The 16,166-nt window shown below is 44.7% G+C and carries 15 protein-coding genes and 1 riboswitch; of the genes, 9 read left to right on the top strand and 6 right to left on the bottom strand.

The window, feature by feature from the left end; translation table 11 throughout:
* The first annotated feature begins 89 nt into the window (after positions 1–89).
* The 4 genes from H4K34_RS13570 to H4K34_RS13555 are packed head-to-tail and all read left to right on the top strand — an operon-like array spanning position 90 to position 2,127.
* On the top strand, positions 90–632 hold the full coding sequence (locus tag H4K34_RS13570) for a 30S ribosomal protein S16 (RefSeq protein WP_210757931.1): 543 nt from the start codon (positions 90–92) through the stop codon (positions 630–632).
* A 13-nt stretch (positions 633–645) separates the two neighbouring features.
* Positions 646–1,179: a ribosome maturation factor RimM gene (gene rimM, locus H4K34_RS13565; RefSeq protein ID WP_210757930.1), complete on the top strand. Its 534-nt coding sequence runs from the start codon at positions 646–648 to the stop codon at positions 1,177–1,179.
* A complete protein-coding gene (locus tag H4K34_RS13560) occupies positions 1,172–1,897 on the top strand; it encodes a tRNA1(Val) (adenine(37)-N6)-methyltransferase (protein WP_210757929.1) in 726 nt (241 codons plus the stop codon). Before rimM ends, H4K34_RS13560 begins: the two co-directional genes overlap by 8 nt.
* Before the next feature lie 20 nt (positions 1,898–1,917).
* Entirely contained in the window at positions 1,918–2,127 is a 210-nt protein-coding gene (locus tag H4K34_RS13555) for a hypothetical protein (protein ID WP_210757928.1), read from the top strand.
* On the opposite strand, the gene H4K34_RS13550 is transcribed toward H4K34_RS13555, so the two are convergent.
* Positions 2,121–3,467 (bottom strand): saccharopine dehydrogenase family protein, encoded by a 1,347-nt coding sequence (locus H4K34_RS13550; RefSeq protein ID WP_210757927.1) that lies wholly within the window; start codon positions 3,465–3,467, stop codon positions 2,121–2,123. The two genes, H4K34_RS13555 and H4K34_RS13550, sit on opposite strands and share 7 nt — an antisense overlap.
* A 68-nt stretch (positions 3,468–3,535) precedes the next feature.
* Between H4K34_RS13550 and H4K34_RS13545 the strand changes: the two genes are divergently transcribed.
* The 4 genes from H4K34_RS13545 to H4K34_RS13530 all read left to right on the top strand — a co-directional run bounded on the left by H4K34_RS13545 (position 3,536) and on the right by H4K34_RS13530 (position 7,137).
* Positions 3,536–4,513 carry a DUF4476 domain-containing protein gene (locus H4K34_RS13545; protein WP_210757926.1) on the top strand — a complete coding sequence of 326 codons (978 nt, stop codon included), beginning with the start codon at positions 3,536–3,538 and terminating at the stop codon, positions 4,511–4,513.
* Complete coding sequence (locus tag H4K34_RS13540) at positions 4,510–4,890, top strand: DUF423 domain-containing protein (RefSeq protein ID WP_210757925.1); 381 nt, start codon at positions 4,510–4,512, stop codon at positions 4,888–4,890. The genes H4K34_RS13545 and H4K34_RS13540 overlap by 4 nt, the downstream gene beginning before the upstream one ends.
* Before the next feature lie 125 nt (positions 4,891–5,015).
* Positions 5,016–6,632: a phosphoenolpyruvate carboxykinase (ATP) gene (pckA, locus tag H4K34_RS13535; RefSeq protein ID WP_210757924.1), complete on the top strand. Its 1,617-nt coding sequence runs from the start codon at positions 5,016–5,018 to the stop codon at positions 6,630–6,632.
* Positions 6,633–6,777: 145 nt separating this feature from the next.
* Positions 6,778–7,137 carry a hypothetical protein gene (locus H4K34_RS13530; protein WP_210757923.1) on the top strand — a complete coding sequence of 120 codons (360 nt, stop codon included), beginning with the start codon at positions 6,778–6,780 and terminating at the stop codon, positions 7,135–7,137.
* Positions 7,138–7,143: 6 nt separating this feature from the next.
* Here the strand turns inward: H4K34_RS13530 and H4K34_RS13525 are convergent, their stop codons facing one another.
* From H4K34_RS13525 to H4K34_RS13505, 5 genes are all read right to left on the bottom strand, one after another.
* Positions 7,144–8,583, bottom strand: a complete 1,440-nt coding sequence (locus H4K34_RS13525) for a PhoH family protein (protein WP_210757922.1) — start codon at positions 8,581–8,583, stop codon at positions 7,144–7,146.
* Positions 8,584–8,691: 108 nt separating this feature from the next.
* The gene (gene metF, locus H4K34_RS13520; protein WP_210757921.1) at positions 8,692–9,645 is read right to left on the bottom strand and encodes a methylenetetrahydrofolate reductase [NAD(P)H]; all 954 of its coding nucleotides are present in this window, start codon (positions 9,643–9,645) and stop codon (positions 8,692–8,694) included.
* On the bottom strand, positions 9,642–12,293 hold the full coding sequence (gene metH, locus H4K34_RS13515) for a methionine synthase (protein ID WP_210757920.1): 2,652 nt from the start codon (positions 12,291–12,293) through the stop codon (positions 9,642–9,644). The genes metF and metH overlap by 4 nt, the downstream gene beginning before the upstream one ends.
* Positions 12,290–13,297: a homocysteine S-methyltransferase family protein gene (locus H4K34_RS13510; protein ID WP_210757919.1), complete on the bottom strand. Its 1,008-nt coding sequence runs from the start codon at positions 13,295–13,297 to the stop codon at positions 12,290–12,292. The genes metH and H4K34_RS13510 overlap by 4 nt, the downstream gene beginning before the upstream one ends.
* A 63-nt stretch (positions 13,298–13,360) precedes the next feature.
* Positions 13,361–13,464, bottom strand: a riboswitch (SAM riboswitch).
* Between the two features lie 25 nt (positions 13,465–13,489).
* Positions 13,490–14,461, bottom strand: a complete 972-nt coding sequence (locus tag H4K34_RS13505) for a hypothetical protein (RefSeq protein ID WP_210757918.1) — start codon at positions 14,459–14,461, stop codon at positions 13,490–13,492.
* Between the two features lie 211 nt (positions 14,462–14,672).
* Here H4K34_RS13505 and metK point away from each other — a divergent pair, with 211 nt between their 5' ends.
* Positions 14,673–15,965, top strand: coding sequence for a methionine adenosyltransferase (gene metK, locus H4K34_RS13500; RefSeq protein WP_210757917.1), 1,293 nt, complete (start codon positions 14,673–14,675; stop codon positions 15,963–15,965).
* The last annotated feature ends 201 nt before the right edge of the window (positions 15,966–16,166 follow it).

Raw genomic sequence — 16,166 nt, 5'->3', positions numbered from 1 at the left:
AGCACCCACACAATCAATTAAATAAAGCCCTATCTTTGCCGCCCTTTTAAAATTAATTAATCGGGTCGCGAACCCTTTAACAATTAATCATGGCAACAAAAATTCGTTTGCAACGTCATGGCCGCAAAGGCCGCCCTATCTTCACAATTGTAGCAGCTGACTCTCGTGTAAAGCGTGATGGTAAATACATCGAGCGCTTAGGTCAGTACAATCCCAACACTAATCCTGCGACTATCGAAATCAATTTCGAGCGTGCTTTAGATTGGGTAATGAAAGGGGCTCAGCCTACCGATACGGCTCGAGCTATCTTACGCTACAAGGGTGTAATGATGAAAAAACACCTTTTAGAAGGTGTTAAGAAAGGTGCATTTGACGAAGCTGAAGCTGAAAAGCGTTTTGATGCTTGGATGGAAGAAAAAGCCACCAAGATCAATTCAAAAAAAGACGGCCTAACTAAAGCTCAAGAAGAAGCTAAAGCTAAAGCTCTGGAAGCTGAGCGCGTGGTGAATGAATCCCGCAAAGCTGCCGAAGCACAAGCTGCCGCTGAAGCTGAAGCCGAAGCTAGCGCTGAAGAAGCCGCTACCGAAGAAGCTCCTGCAGAGGAAGCTGCTTCTGAGGAAAAAGAAGGCTAAAAAAACTAAGCTGATGCGCATCGAAGATTGTTTTCAACTCGGTCACATCAGCCGTTTACATGGCTTTAAAGGCGAAGTCGTGGCCGTATTCGACACCGACCGACCCGAAGCCTACGAAAATTTGGAATCGGTTTTTCTCGAAGATCGAGGGGAACTGATTCCCTTTTTTATTGACGAAAGTAGCCGCAATTCCAAGGGGCATTTCATCTTGAAACTAGAAGATGTTGATGATGAACCCGCGGCCCGTCAATTAATAGGGAAAGAGCTTTGGCTTCCGCTGAGCGTGCTCCCACCTTTGGATGGAAAGAACTTCTACTTCCACGAGGTTATTGGCTTTCGCCTAATGCATCAAGGTCAGGAAATTGGGATCTGCGAAGATGTTCTCGACACCAGCGCCCAGCCTCTTTTTAAGGTGATTGATGCCGATGAAAAGGAAATTCTGATTCCGGCCATCGACCCATTTATACTGCGTATATCTCGCGAAGAGCAGCTCATAGAAATGGAGCTCCCTGAAGGCTTATTGGAGCTTTATCAGGACAATGCCTAAGTCCCCCACCCCTTTTCAATTTCAGAAATTCAGTTTGGCGCATGATCAATCGGCGCATAAAATTGGCACCGATTCGCTGGCTTTGGCCGGATGGGTAGAAGCTTCAAACCCCAATGCTATTTTAGATTTTGGTAGCGGCAGTGGTCTGCTCAGCATAATCATGGCCCAAAGGTTTACTGAGGCCAGCATTGTAGGTCTGGAGATCGATAAAGCATCTTGGCAACAGAGCTGCGAGAATGCCAAAAGCTGCCCTTGGTCGAAGCGTATTCAATTCCATCATCAGGATTTAAGGGACTGGAATACGGAAAGACGGTATGATCTGATCATCAGCAATCCACCTTACTTTTCAGAAAGTTTATTGGCTCCCGAAAAACGTCGTGCTCAGGCCCGCAGTGCCAGTGCTGAAACCTTTTTGCTGTGGATGCAAAAATTAAGGGATCTGCTTTCGGCAGATGGAAGTCTGGCCTTAGTGCTCCCCCCACTTCAATGGGAAAGCTATCAAGATCAATTCAGGGAGATGGAACTCTACCCTCGTCGCATGGCCTTGGTCCATCATCATGAATCGGCAGAAGCCAGTCGAGTGCTCATCCAACTTAGTAAGCAAGCTAGCTCCCTGGAAAAAGAGAAGCTCATTTTATACGCATCGGCGCAAAGCCATATTCGACATCCCCAGTACCAAATACTGGTGCAAGATTTTATGCTGCCCCAAAATGGCTAAATTGTCGCCAAAAGCTTAAAATGATGGGAACCTTCAGTTCGTATGAGATTGTATTAATCCTAATCCTCTTGATCACACCTCCGGTTTTAGCAGTACGTGATTTGAGAGAAAGACAAGATATTGAGCCCCAACAAAAATTGTTCTGGGCCCTCTTTATTGCTCTTTTCCTATTTTTTGGCTCCCTGATTTACGGTTTATACCGCTTTCGCGGAAACCGCAATAATCAATAACCGCGGTAAGGAACTTCTTTCTCAGTAAAGGAAATACCGTAATCGGCTAACTCATCCAACATAGGCATATAAATCTCCTTGGTAATGGGAATTTGCACACCTGGAGTACTAATATTTCCATTTAAGATATGACGAGTAGCAATTGCTAGAGGCAGACCTACGGTGCGAGCCATGGCCGTTTCACGACTATTCTTACCTAGGGCCACCATCGAAGATTCGATCATTTTTTTCTCTCCATTCAGCATATAGCCAAACTTGTGGAACATCACGATCATGTCCTTCTCATCTTTACCTAAGGTCCACTTGGTTTCTAAGATGCGTTGCAATACCTGAGCCGGAGTGGGACGATCCAAACCAATAGGAGTATCATCAAAAATCCCTAACCAGGTAAGCTTATCCATCAGCTCACTATCCTGAGGAATATTGAGGTAATGCATCAACTTAAGTTCCACAGAATCCTGCGGATTATAGGCCAGGAAGAGATTGGTGAAATCACGGAAAGTCATTTCGGGACTTACTTCCAATTGATAGGAATCATCGGTCATCCCTAATTTCACGAAAACATCCCAGGCCCGGCAAAAGCCCGGACGACGGAAAGTTCCGCGGTAAATAGTAGGAATGGATTTCAGACCGTATACATCGCGATATTTCAATGAATCGCGATTGGCATAGCCCTCAAATTTGCCATAGCCATCGATAGCGATGATCTCGGTACGGCGGAATAATTGATGGTATGGGATGTATTTGTATTTCCCTTCTTGAATAAATTTCACGGCACCACCACTACCGGCTAAAACCACATTGCGGGGGTTCCAGGTGAATTTATAGTTCCAGGGATTATCGTCGTTCTCAGGTGCAACCAATCCGCCAGTGAAGCTTTCAAAAAGCAGCATCTCGCCACCCTTGGCACGGATTTGATCCAGAACCTTCATGGCACTGAGGTGATCAATTCCCGGATCTACACCAATCTCATTAATCAGAATAACGCCAGCCTCCTTAGCTCTTTCATCCAGGGCCTTCATTTCGTCACTGATATAGGAGGCCGTAAGCATATGCTTACCCAGGGCTATGCAATCGCTGGCCACCGGAATATGCATATGGGCGGGCAACATGCTTACCACGATATCGGCCTTGGAAATAGCGCTTACCCGACTAATCTCATCCTTTACATCAAAGCTTACCGCTTCCATTCTCGGATGATCCCCCGCCTTTTCCTTGGCAAGCTCATAGTCTTGATCGGCAATAATCAGATGCCAATCTTCTTGCTCGCTATGTTGTTTGATATACTCGACAAATGAATAGGTGGAGCGGCCTGCCCCAATTAAAAGGATGTGTCGCATGAGGTGAATTTGGGCGACAAATTTATAATTATCGCTCTGCGCCCTACCTTTGATTAAATTTTTCTTTCATGGCGCTCGGGCGATTTGTTTTTATCCTGTTTCTTCTGCTATCGCAAGTGGCCCATGCTCAGACCATTCTGATGTTTGAAGACCAAACTAAGACTGGTTTTAAATTGGTGATGAATAATTACCTGCAAAATGAAACCGCTTTGCCGAAACTCAATTTGCAGAAATTCCCCGATGCCGAAAATGAAGTTTATCTGGTACTGGAGAACGGAATTCACATCAAGCGAAAGCTTCCTAAACTCCCCAAAGGCAATCATAAATACGTTATCTATAAAGACTTTAAAGGCAAGCACCAGCTGCGTTATCGTGGCATTTCAACCGAATTAAGTCAGTCGGCCCTGATGTTCGACTATAAAGAAAAGCTCATCTTCAATAAACCGGCCCTTGCAGCCATTAAACAAGCGGATACCTTATCGCATTTTCCGGATTGGAAAAAGAATCAATTAGCCCTAGCCCGCAAGGATTCGTTGCAAAAAGACAGCTTAAGATTAGCGCTGGTAGAACAAAAACAAGCCGAAGCCCTCCAAAGAAAAAAGGATAGCTTGAATAAGATCAGCTTAGCCACAGAGATTGCAAGTGCAGAGACGAAAGACAGTGCCAAAGTGGTGCTAGCGACAGTCCAAGAGGAAGCTGCCAAAGCAACTGAAATAAGCACAACAATCGATAGCAGTGCATTGAATACTGCGGAAGTTGAAACCCCTAAGGTTGGGGGCTTTGCAACTTTCATTTTGAGCTTTGAAAGCAGTGACTTTGAATTCGACAAATTAAGCATGGCCAAGGAGTTTGCCTCTACTGAAAAGCTAAAAGCAGAGGAAGCACAACAGGTATTAAAGGGCTTAAAGTATGATCAAAGTCGCCTGGATTTTCTGCAATTTCTGCTCACAAAGCAGGATGATCTAAAAGACTCACAAGCACTATTAATAGGCTGTTTAGACTTTGACTTAAGTAAAGAACAAGCCAAATCATTATTTAAAAAATGAAGCAACAATCCCTAATTCGGATCATTGGACTCTCTGGCGCTATTGCTGTTATACTGGGAGCTTTGGGCGCTCATGCTTTAAAAGAACACTTAAGCCCTGAACAAATTGCTAGTTTCCAAACTGGAGTTCGCTATCAAATGTGGCATACTATAGGCCTTTTCGCTTTGCTCCATATCGGGGATAAATTGAAGCTGAGCAAAGTGATAATTTGGCTATGGATTGCAGGTATAATCTTATTTTCTGGCAGTATTTATTTATTGAATCTGGATGACTTAATGGGACTGCAATTATCCTTTCTCGGCCCCATTACGCCATTGGGTGGATTATGCTTCATTGCGGGCTGGATACTTTTGGTAGTCGGTACTTTAAGAAAATAGCCATATTCAGTAAGTGTACTTTTTACGCTTATTAAAAAGTTCTTTTTTTGTGATAAAAATCAGAGTATGACCGCTGATTAGTCTTAATTTTGCCTCTAAATAATTGCTGATCAAAATTAAGCACTATGAGTTTCAAAGAAGTGAGACCAGCTCAGGATTCCTTGGAGCGCTACGGAATTAAAAATGCCGACGCCAAATGGAACCTCTCCCCTTCTGATCTTGAAAAAATCACCCTTGAAAAAGGATTAGGTGAGCTAGCCGACTCCGGAGCTTTAGCCATTGACACAGGCAAGTTTAAGGGTCGTTCTCCCCAAGATCGCTTTATCGTAAAAGACGAAATCACCCAAGACGCCGTATGGTGGGGTAATATCAACATTCCTTTCGAACCCAATCATTACAGCAGCCTTAAAGGCAAGGTAGGCGAATACCTCAGCGGTAAAGAGATTTATGTTCGGGATGTTTATGCCTGTGCGGATGATCGCTATCGTCTTAAAATTCGTGTTATCACCGAATTACCATGGTCGAATATTTTCGCCAACAACATGTTCTTACGTCCTAGCGAAGAAGAATTAAAAGACTTTGAACCCGACTGGGTAGTATTAAACGCTCCAGGATTTGAAGCAGATCCAGCGGTTGATCATACCCGTCAAGGAAACTTCGCCATCTTAAACTTCAGCGATCAAATGGCTGTAGTGGGTGGCACCGGATATACCGGAGAGATCAAAAAAGGAATCTTCTCGGCCCTCAACTTTATTTTACCTCATCAAAAAAATGTGCTCAGCATGCACTGTTCTGCGAATGTGGGACAGGATGGTGACACCGCGCTTTTCTTTGGGCTCTCCGGTACCGGTAAAACAACCTTAAGTGCAGATCCACAACGTAAACTTATCGGTGACGATGAGCATGGCTGGACTGCAGACGATGTTATCTTCAACTTCGAAGGTGGTTGCTATGCTAAGGTTATCGACCTGAGCGAAGAAAAAGAACCGGATATTTTCCGTGCCGTTAAACCAGGTGCTTTATTGGAAAACATCGTTTTCAAAAATGGTAGCAAAGAAGTGGATTACCATGATAGTAGCTTAACTGAAAACACTCGTGTAAGCTATCCTATCGAGCACATCGACAATATCCAGGTTCCTTCTAATGGTAAGAATCCTAAAAACGTATTCTTCCTTACCTGTGATGCTTACGGTGTATTACCTCCCATCTCCAAATTAACTCCAGGTCAGGCTGCCTTCCACTTTATCAGTGGCTACACTGCTAAGGTTGCTGGTACTGAAGAAGGTATTACTGAACCTCAAGTGGCATTCTCTGCTTGCTTTGGTGCGCCTTTCATGCCTTTACACCCTACCCGTTACGCTGATATGCTGAGCGAAAAAATGCAAAGCTCTAACGTAAACGTATGGTTAGTGAACACTGGCTGGTCTGGTGGTGCTTATGGAGTAGGTAACCGTATGAAATTGAAATACACTCGTGCCATGATTACCGCCGCTTTGGAAGGTAAATTGGACGATGTTGAATACCGCACTCACGAGGTATTTGGTTTGGCCATGCCTACCACTTGCCCTAATGTTCCTGAAGAAATTCTTTTCCCACGCAATACCTGGGAAGACAAGGACAAATACGATCAAACTGCCAATAATCTGGCGAAGAAGTTCTTAGCCAATTTTGAAAAATTCGCTGACTATGCCAGTGAAGAAATCATGGCTGGAGCTCCTAAAGTTTCAGAAAAGGTAGGTTAATCTTCAGACCTAAGTTCTTAGAGTCCCGACTTCTAAATTAGAAGTCGGGATTTTTTTTTTGACTAATTCACAAAGCTGCTGTATAAGCCTTGTGGAATTTTGTTTGGAATTAAAACGCTTGCGCTATTTTCGTGTACCGATAGGGATGAGTAGAACGGCACGTACAATTTTACACTCCGGATGGGTTCTGATGATTTCCGGACTAATCCTGATTTTTTTACCAGAGCAGGTAGCACTCTTTTTCTGGAAAGATACCGTGCCTGATTTTTGGCTCCGTACCCTGGGCTATTTCATGTTTATTGAAGGCCTCATCTCCTACAAAAGCAGCTATTACGAAGTAAGTGGACTCTACCGTTGGATCATTAATTATCGCATGCTCCAACCGGCCTTTTTCACTACTCTCTTGATTGTAGATTTCGCCAATCCGGGCTTGATGCTCTATTCTACCATAGAGCTAATCTTAGGCATTTACAGTTTCCTGGCCTTTAAGCAGGATAATCTTTAAGCGGCCTTAAAGTAAATCGTTCGCCAAATTAGCCAGCTCCGAGCGCTCTCCCTTCTCTAACAATACGTGAGCAAAGAGTTTATTCCCTTTGATTTTATCGATCAGATAGCTCAAGCCATTCGACTGTTCATCCAGATAAGGGGTATCAATCTGATTCACATCTCCGGTAAAGATGAATTTCGAATTTTCGCCAGCACGCGTAATAATGGTCTTCACTTCATGTGGAGTAAGATTTTGAGCCTCATCCACAATAAAGATCACATTCGATAAGCTACGACCACGGATATAGGCTAAGGGCGTTACCAAAAGCTTTTCGGAGTTCACCATCTCATCAATCTGCTTATACTCCTTGTCCTGCTCTCTAAACTGGTTTTTAATGAACTTCAAATTATCCCAAAGCGGCTGCATATAGGGATTAATCTTAGCCTTCATATCACCAGGCAAGAAGCCAATATCCTTATTGCTGAGTGGCACGATGGGCCGCGCCAGATAGATCTGTTTAAAATCGCGTCTTTGCTCCAAAGCACCGGCTAAGGCCAGCAAAGTTTTTCCGGTTCCAGCCACGCCACTCAGGGTAACCAATTTTACATCCGGATTAGCAATGGCATGCAAGGCAAAGGCCTGTTCTGCATTGCGAGGTTTAATACCGTAAAAGTTTTTCTTCTCAATCTGATCCAGGCTTTCTTGATGGGCATTGAAGAAGGAAAGGGTGCTACTCTTACTGGCTTTTAATATGTAGAAATGATTGTTCTGCTTCTTGAACTTGGGATAAGCATGTTCCACTTCTTCTACCGCCAGGCTCTTGGTTTTGTAGAGTTTGTCTATCAAATCCTGATCAAAGTCCTCCAGATTAGTCTTACCGGTATAAAGACTTTCAACATCCTTAATCTTACCGGTCTCATAATCTTCGGCAGTAATGTTTAGGGCCTTGGCTTTAAGCCGAAGGTTAATATCCTTGGTTACCAGAATTACCTTACGCTCGGGTTCCGCCAAACTCAAGTTAAGGGCCGCATTTAAAATCTTATGATCGTTCTTGGTTGCACCAAAAATGCTTTGCGCATCTTCAGCCTGACCGCGGGTATCCATAATCACTTTAAAGCTGCCTTTACTGCCGCCGTTTAGTGAAATCCAGTCATTGATATTCTGCTCACCGGCCTTGCGGTCGATCAGGCGAATAAACTGGCGCGCCTCATAATTCTTGGTATCGCTACCCTTTTTAAACTCATCCAATTCCTCTAATACCGTAATGGGGATGGCCACATCATGCTCATCAAAATTCATGATGGAATTGTGGTCATAGAGAATCACCGATGTATCCAAAACGAAGATTTTGGGATCTTTTTTCGCTCGGGTCTTTCGGGTGCTGGTTTTCGCTTTAGTGGCGGTTGTTTTGGTCGATTTTGAGGTCTTGCTGCTGGCAGCAGGGGCTTTCGCTTTAGCGGGCATAAATGAGATTTAGCAATTCGACATCTCTAATTTACTGAAGTGAAATAGCCTTTCGACCGCCTAACTTTAGCTTCTATCCACAAAATTCGCTTCTGCCTGTTGAAAAAATTAAAACACCTCTCGGGCAATACTCGCTATATTGTCAGGCCGTCCCATACTGTAAAAGTGAATAGCGGGTACTCCGGCAGCCTTTAATTCTTTAGCCTGCTGAATCCCCCACTCAACCCCAACTTGTCGCGCCGCAGCATTGTCCTTACAGTCTACAACTGCTTTCACCAATTCATCTGGTAAGTCCACCTTAAAGAAGTGCGGCAAGAAGCTTAAATGCTGTTTGGTTGACAAAGGCTTAATCCCCGGAATAATGGGAACCTCAATTCCGGCCTTGCGACAACGATCTACAAAATCGAAATACTTACGATTATCGAAAAAGAGCTGGGTAACAATATAATCGGCCCCGGCGTCTACTTTCTCTTTCAAATATTCAATGTCCTTATTTAAGCTGGGAGCCTCGAAGTGCTTTTCAGGATAGCCTGCCACCCCGATGGCAAAATCGGTGGGTGCTGAATTCTGAAGCTCATCATCCAAATATCGTCCTTGATTCATGGCCTTAATTTGCCCCACCAAATCCTTGGCATAGGTATGTCCATCGGCCTCCGGTGCAAAGAAGCGTTCGTTCTTCATACTATCTCCTCGCAGGGCCATGATATTCTTCACCCCTAAAAAATCGAGATCGATCAATGCATTTTCGGTATCCTCCTTCGAGAAACCCCCACAAAGCATATGCGGCACGGTATCTACCTTATAACGGTATTGCAAGGCGGCACAAATACCTACCGTCCCCGGACGCTTACGTACAGTCTTTTGCTCAAGTAATCCGTTAGACAAACGCTTATAAATTACCTCTTCCCGATGGTAGGTTACATTAATAAAAGGTGGCTTAAATTCCATCAAAGGATCAATCACCTTGTAGATATCTTCAATCTTCTGGCCTTTTAATGGAGGTAAGATTTCGAATGAAAACAAGCTTCCTTCCGCCTGTGCAATATGTTCGGTTACTTTCATAAGTTGTAATTCAAATTAGGACGCAGCCATTTTTCGGCTTCCTCTTGGCTAATTCCTCTTCTCCGGGCATAATCCACCACCTGATCCTGATCAAGCTTGCCTAAACCAAAATAGCGCGCTTCTGGATGGGCGAAATAATAGCCCGATACGCTGGCCGCCGGATTCATGGCCAAACTCTCGGTTAAGCTCATGCCTATTTCTTCGGCCTCCAATATTTCGAAGAGGGTGTTTTTCTCTAAGTGATCTGGGCATGCAGGGTAGCCTGGCGCCGGACGAATGCCTTGATATTTCTCGGCAATTAATTCATCATTATTTAAGGCTTCCTCTTTAGCATAGCCCCAATGCTTTATCCGTACTTCACGATGTAAATACTCAGCTGCTGCTTCGGCCAGACGATCGGCCAATGCTTTCAATAAAATGGAAGAATAATCATCGTGATTCTCCTTGAATTCTGCCAGCTTGCTTTCAATTCCCAGACCCGCACAAACGGCAAAGGCTCCCACATAATCCCTTCGATCTTCCGCTACAAAATCGGCCAAAGCCATATTGGAGGCTCCCTTTGCTTTTAAACTTTGCTGGCGCAAGCTAAGCAGCAAGGCCTTTTCCTGTCCATTCTCATAGAGCTGAATATCATCAGCCCCTTTGCGCTTCGCTTCCCAAATTCCAAAAACCCCTTTGGCTTCAATCCAGCTTTCGCTGATGATCTGATCCAACATGGCTTGAGCATCGGCAAAGAGCTTTTGCGCTTCGGCACCTACCAACTCATCTTCTAATATTCGAGGGTATTTACCATGCAATTGCCAGGTCTGAAAAAATGGGGTCCAATCAATATACTCACGCAGTACTGCCAAATCAAAGGTCAAGGCCGCTTGTCGACCTAACTTCGCCGATTTATAAATGGTATCTGCACTAAATTCCAGTTTGAGATGATTAGCTCTGGCCTCGGCAATACTTAAAAGATTACGCTCCTTTGCACGATTCAAATAGCCTTCCCGAACCTTGGCGTATTCGGCTTTCAATTGAGCACCCAGCACTTCTCTGCTACTTTTTCGGGTAAGGCTCTGTGCAATGGGCACACTGCGACTGGCATCATTTACATGCACTACAATATTGGAATATTCGGGTACAATCTTCACGGCAGTATGAGCACGAGAAGTTGTTGCGCCACCAATCATCAAAGGGATATCCAAAGATTGGCGTTCCATCTCCTTGGCCACCTCAATCATCTCATCCAAAGAAGGGGTAATCAATCCGCTTAGCCCAATTAAATCCACCTCTTCCGCTTTGGCCTTTTCGATAATTTCATGCAGGGGAACCATTACCCCCAGGTCGATAATATCAAAGTTATTACAGGCTAAAACCACCCCTACAATGTTCTTACCGATATCATGCACATCGCCCTTCACTGTGGCCATTAAGATTTTACCACGTTTAGACTGATCCGCATTCGCTGCTTTCTCCGCTTCCAAATAAGGTTCGAGATAAGCCACGGCTTTTTTCATTACTCGTGCCGACTTCACTACCTGTGGCAGAAACATTTTTCCTGATCCGAAGAGATCACCAACCACATTCATCCCATCCATTAAAGGGCCTTCGATTAAGCCTAATACCCGATCGAAATTGGGACGCGCTTCTTCTACATCCGCTTCAATAAAATCAACAATCCCTTTTACCAGGGCGTGCTCAATCCGTTTAGCCACCGGAGCATCGCGCCAAGCTAAATCCTTTTCCTTGCTGCGAGCTTCGCCTTTTACGGTTTCCGCAAAATCCAGCAATCGTTCCGTGGCATCATCCCGGCGATCGAGCAACACATCCTCCACCCTTTCCATTAGGTCTTTGGGCACCTCCTCATATACCTCCAACATACTGGGGTTTACAATGCCCATGTCCATTCCATGCTGTATACCATGGTAAAGAAAGGCGGCATGCATGGCTTCGCGCACCAATTGATTTCCGCGAAAGCTGAAAGAAACATTACTTACACCGCCACTTACCTTGGCACCGGGCAGGTTTTCCTTGATCCATTGCGTAGCCTGGAAGAAGTCCAATGCATTTTTTCGATGTTCCTCAATGCCGGTTGCTACCGGAAAAATATTAGGGTCGAAGATGATATCCTCCGCTGGGAATTTTACCCGATCTACTAATATGCGATAGGAGCGCTCGCAAATTTCAATACGACGTTGATAGGTATCAGCCTGACCTTTTTCATCGAAGGCCATTACTATTACCGCCGCCCCATAGCGACGTACCAATTTGGCCTGGCGAATAAACTCTGCTTCTCCGCCTTTAAGGCTGATGGAGTTCACCACCGATTTGCCTTGCACGCATTTTAAACCCGCCTCAATGATCTCCCATTTTGAGGAGTCAATCATAATAGGAATACGAGCAATATCTGGCTCTGCCGCAATTAAATGAAGGAACTTGACCATGGCTTCCTTGCCATCAAGCATGCCCTCATCCATATTAACATCCAAAATCTGCGCTCCGCCCTCTACCTGATCCCGAGCTACTTCCAAGGCTTCATCATAGAGATCTTCCTTAATGAGTCGCAAGAATTTCCGCGATCCGGTAACATTGGTCCGTTCTCCAACATTCACAAAATTGGAGGCTGGCGATATCGATAAAGGTTCTAATCCTGACAATCTCATAGCTGATGCTGAATTTTTCGGGGTTCGAAATTCTTTACCAATTCAGCAATCGCCTGAATATGCTCCGGGTTAGTTCCGCAACATCCACCCACCACATTGAGTAAATTCTGTTCCAGATATACTTGCAGCAAAACTTTCATTTCTTCGGGCCCCTGATCATATTCTCCAAAGGCATTGGGCAAGCCTGCATTGGGATGCGCCGATACCGGGAAAGGTGAATTACGATCCAAAATTTGGACATAAGGCCGTAATTGATCCGCGCCTAAAGCACAATTCAGTCCAATTGACATCAAGGGAACATGACTTAGGCTGGTTAAAAAAGCTTCGGTGGTTTGGCCGGATAAAGTTCGTCCCGATGCATCGGTAATCGTCCCGGAAACCATAATTGGATATTCCTTTCCCAAATCTTCAAAGAGTTCTTCCAAAGCAAAAAGGGCGGCCTTGGCATTAAGGGTATCAAATACTGTTTCCACCAATAAAATATCTACCCCTCCACGAATTAAAGCCTCAGCCTGTTCACGATAATCGCGAGCCAAAGTATCGAAGTCAATCGCTCTAAACCCGGGATTATTCACATCCGGACTTAGACTGGTGGTTTTATTAGTAGGCCCCATGGAGCCAGCTACTAAGCGAGGTTTATGTGGTTCCCTGGCCGTAAATTCATCGGCGGCCTCCCGCGCCAATCGTGCAGCGGCTTCATTAATCTCCGGCACCAAATCCTCCATATGGTAATCGGCCATGGAAACACGCGTACTATTGAAGGTATTGGTTTCAATAATATCCGCTCCCGCCGCTAGATAAGCCCGGTGTATATCCTTAATAATTTCGGCTTGAGTTAGACTGAGGAGATCATTATTCCCTTTCAAATCATAGGGATAGTCTTTAAAGCGCTCGCCACGGTAATCCGCTTCTTGCAATTTATGCCGCTGAATCATCGTGCCCATCGCACCATCCAGCACCAAAATGCGCTCCTCAAGAATCTTAAAAATATCGTCTTTGGTCATAGTTCTTTTACTATCACCTATCCCGAAAGCCCGAATGTTGTGGAATTGTTTGTTTAGAAACGCCTCTCATCTTTCCTCCGCAAATTGCTGAGGTGGGAAGTAGCACCCGCCCTAAGGGGTTGCTAAGACATCACAGGGCCCAATCCCTCCGTCTTTCTGGATAAGTACGGCAGCAAATGTAATCGCCAGAATTTACTGTTGCAAATCTTTGGGACGAATGATCCATTCCTTGGGTATTTGACGCGCCTTTTTATAATGATAACGATAGCGATATGCCGTTCCATTTGGGCCTTGCCATTCCTGCCTTAAGGTGCGATCCAAAAAATCGGATTGTATAATCGGCTGCCATTGCTTACCATGCTTAATAGACTGAAGTTGCCAACGTCCTTTTGAATTTTGTGCTAATTGTAAATCCCAATGCGATTTCCCAATCCAAAAACGATATTGCTGCCCATAATCCATGGGCGAATATTGTATGAGACCAAATGCTCCTTGATAACGACGATAGGGCATATTCAACCAGTTCTGACTTTGATCTTCCAACCAGGCCTCTCCCATCTGCTCCAGAAAAAACCAAGGTTGCACCAGCAGGGCCAATTGATCCTCTTGATTTAAATAGGGTAAACTATCAATTTGACCTTGCCAATTGAAATGAATTTCGAAGTTGCTGCTTTCGCCGGATGCGTCTTGCACTTCTATCTCTATCCAATCCAAATAATCCCGCTCCTCCATCCGATCCAGATAGATAAAAGGCAGGTATTCCAATTGATGCTTCTCGTAAGTATAAGTCTTGTAGTTCGGCTCGTAAACATAACTGGTATCCGTAGCCAGCAGAATCACATCCAAAACATTAGGGCCTGCATCTTTGGTTTCCTCCGTTTGGATGATATGATGGTCCATAATTACTAAACCATCGTAGTTGCGCTTGGCAGCCAAACGCTTTAATTCCGACCAGGGCACTTCTTTTGATTGATAACCTTCTCGCATCCCTACTACGATAGCCCGTTCCGGAGATTCTCCTAATTTGAGAATCGTCTCAGCTGAGGGATATGGGGGACTTACCAAAGCATTGGTGGGAGGCGCGAGGGTGGCCTGATAATTTCGGCAAGCACCAGCAAAGAGGCTGATTAAAAGAATTAAAATAGAGCTGAACAAGAATCGCATAGCAGAGAATTTTGCCTAAAACGATCCATGCAAAGTCGATGCCATGAAAATTGAATTGCGCCTCCTAAATCAGGAGGAAAATTTTCTACATTTGCCGCCTTAGTGGAGAAATTTGGCTGATTGCGACCACCTTAAAAAATGCTAAAACAGTTTAAGTTTTAAGCAGTGGCCTTCTTTAATCTCTCCTCTTCTAACCTTTTTAAAGAAGCATATGTCTTACTTATTCACCTCAGAGTCCGTTTCTGAAGGACATCCCGATAAAATTGCTGATCAGATTTCTGATTCCATCCTGGATCATTTCTTGGCTTTTGATCCTAACTCTAAAGTAGCCTGTGAAACTTTGGTTACTACCGGCCAGGTTGTTTTGGCGGGTGAGGTAAAATCCCAAACCTATCTCGACCTCCAGCAGATTGCCCGTAATGTGATCAACAAAATTGGTTACACCAAAAGCGAATACATGTTCGAGGGTAATTCTTGTGGTATCCTGTCGGCTATTCACGAGCAAAGTCAGGATATTAACCAAGGCGTTGACCGTGGCAATATTGAAGAGCAAGGTGCAGGAGATCAGGGTATGATGTTCGGTTACGCCACCAATGAAACTGAAAACTACATGCCTTTGGCATTGGATTTAAGTCATCGCATTTTACAAACCCTGGCCGACCTTCGTCGCGATGCCAGTGAAATCGCCTACCTCCGTCCAGATGCAAAGGCTCAGGTAACCATCGAATACGATGATGACCACAAACCTCAACGCATTGATGCCATTGTGGTATCTACCCAACACGACGATTTTGTAAAAGCGGGCAATGGTCTTAGTCAGGAGGATGCCGACATCCAAATGCTGAATAAAATTCGTGAAGACATTATCTCTATCCTTATCCCTAAAGTAAAAGCTCAGCTTAGCCCCGAATTGCAAGCTTTGTTTGGTGAGGATATTAAATACCATATTAACCCTACCGGTAAATTCGTAATTGGCGGACCACATGGCGACACGGGTCTTACCGGACGTAAGATTATCGTAGACACCTACGGAGGTAAGGGTGCTCACGGCGGTGGTGCATTTAGCGGTAAAGATCCCAGTAAGGTAGACCGCAGTGCTGCTTATGCTGCGCGTCATATTGCCAAGAACTTGGTAGCTGCTGGTGTTGCCGATCAAATTTTAGTGCAGGTATCCTACGCCATTGGTGTAGTAGAACCGATGGGTGTTTTTGTAGACACCTATGGCAGTGCAAAAGTTGATTTGAATGACGGTCAGATTGCCGCTAAGGTGATTGAACTCTTTGACCTGCGTCCAGGTTTGATCGAGAAAAACCTAAAGCTGCGTAATCCTATTTATTCGGCCTCTGCTGCCTATGGCCACATGGGACGTAAGAATGAGACCGTAAAAATGACTTTCGAACGTCCGGATGGAATTGGCACCGAAAGCAAGGAAATGGAAGTAGAACTCTTTACCTGGGAAAAACTAGACCGGGTAGCGGATGTTAAAGAAGCCTTCGGACTTTAGGACTGAATGGTTATAATATGAGAAAGCCTCCTGGATAAGGGGGCTTTTTTTTTGTTTGCGGTTTTTACCGCTTCGCTACTTACTTCACCGCCCGCTTCGCTCGAGGCACAAAGGACGCGGAGGTGCACAGAGACCAATTGTAGGGCAGGAAGTTTCATTGTTAAATAATGAGAGAGGCTTTGCGGACCTTCCAGCCTACCG

This window comes from Croceimicrobium hydrocarbonivorans, assembly GCF_014524565.1.
In the GTDB taxonomy this organism is placed as follows: Bacteria; Bacteroidota; Bacteroidia; order Flavobacteriales; family Schleiferiaceae; genus Croceimicrobium; species Croceimicrobium hydrocarbonivorans.
This window is presented reverse-complemented; position numbering and strand designations above follow the sequence as displayed.

Excerpts from the sequence above, each read along its gene's own strand:
- H4K34_RS13570 (WP_210757931.1), top strand. The coding sequence starts at position 90 with ATGGCAACAAAAATTCGTTTGCAACGTCATGGCCGCAAAGGCCGCCCT.
- rimM (WP_210757930.1), top strand. The coding sequence starts at position 646 with ATGCGCATCGAAGATTGTTTTCAACTCGGTCACATCAGCCGTTTACAT.
- H4K34_RS13560 (WP_210757929.1), top strand. The coding sequence starts at position 1,172 with ATGCCTAAGTCCCCCACCCCTTTTCAATTTCAGAAATTCAGTTTGGCG.
- H4K34_RS13555 (WP_210757928.1), top strand. The coding sequence starts at position 1,918 with ATGATGGGAACCTTCAGTTCGTATGAGATTGTATTAATCCTAATCCTC.
- H4K34_RS13550 (WP_210757927.1), bottom strand. The coding sequence starts at position 3,467 with ATGCGACACATCCTTTTAATTGGGGCAGGCCGCTCCACCTATTCATTT.
- H4K34_RS13545 (WP_210757926.1), top strand. The coding sequence starts at position 3,536 with ATGGCGCTCGGGCGATTTGTTTTTATCCTGTTTCTTCTGCTATCGCAA.
- H4K34_RS13540 (WP_210757925.1), top strand. The coding sequence starts at position 4,510 with ATGAAGCAACAATCCCTAATTCGGATCATTGGACTCTCTGGCGCTATT.
- pckA (WP_210757924.1), top strand. The coding sequence starts at position 5,016 with ATGAGTTTCAAAGAAGTGAGACCAGCTCAGGATTCCTTGGAGCGCTAC.
- H4K34_RS13530 (WP_210757923.1), top strand. The coding sequence starts at position 6,778 with ATGAGTAGAACGGCACGTACAATTTTACACTCCGGATGGGTTCTGATG.
- H4K34_RS13525 (WP_210757922.1), bottom strand. The coding sequence starts at position 8,583 with ATGCCCGCTAAAGCGAAAGCCCCTGCTGCCAGCAGCAAGACCTCAAAA.
- metF (WP_210757921.1), bottom strand. The coding sequence starts at position 9,645 with ATGAAAGTAACCGAACATATTGCACAGGCGGAAGGAAGCTTGTTTTCA.
- metH (WP_210757920.1), bottom strand. The coding sequence starts at position 12,293 with ATGAGATTGTCAGGATTAGAACCTTTATCGATATCGCCAGCCTCCAAT.
- H4K34_RS13510 (WP_210757919.1), bottom strand. The coding sequence starts at position 13,297 with ATGACCAAAGACGATATTTTTAAGATTCTTGAGGAGCGCATTTTGGTG.
- H4K34_RS13505 (WP_210757918.1), bottom strand. The coding sequence starts at position 14,461 with ATGCGATTCTTGTTCAGCTCTATTTTAATTCTTTTAATCAGCCTCTTT.
- metK (WP_210757917.1), top strand. The coding sequence starts at position 14,673 with ATGTCTTACTTATTCACCTCAGAGTCCGTTTCTGAAGGACATCCCGAT.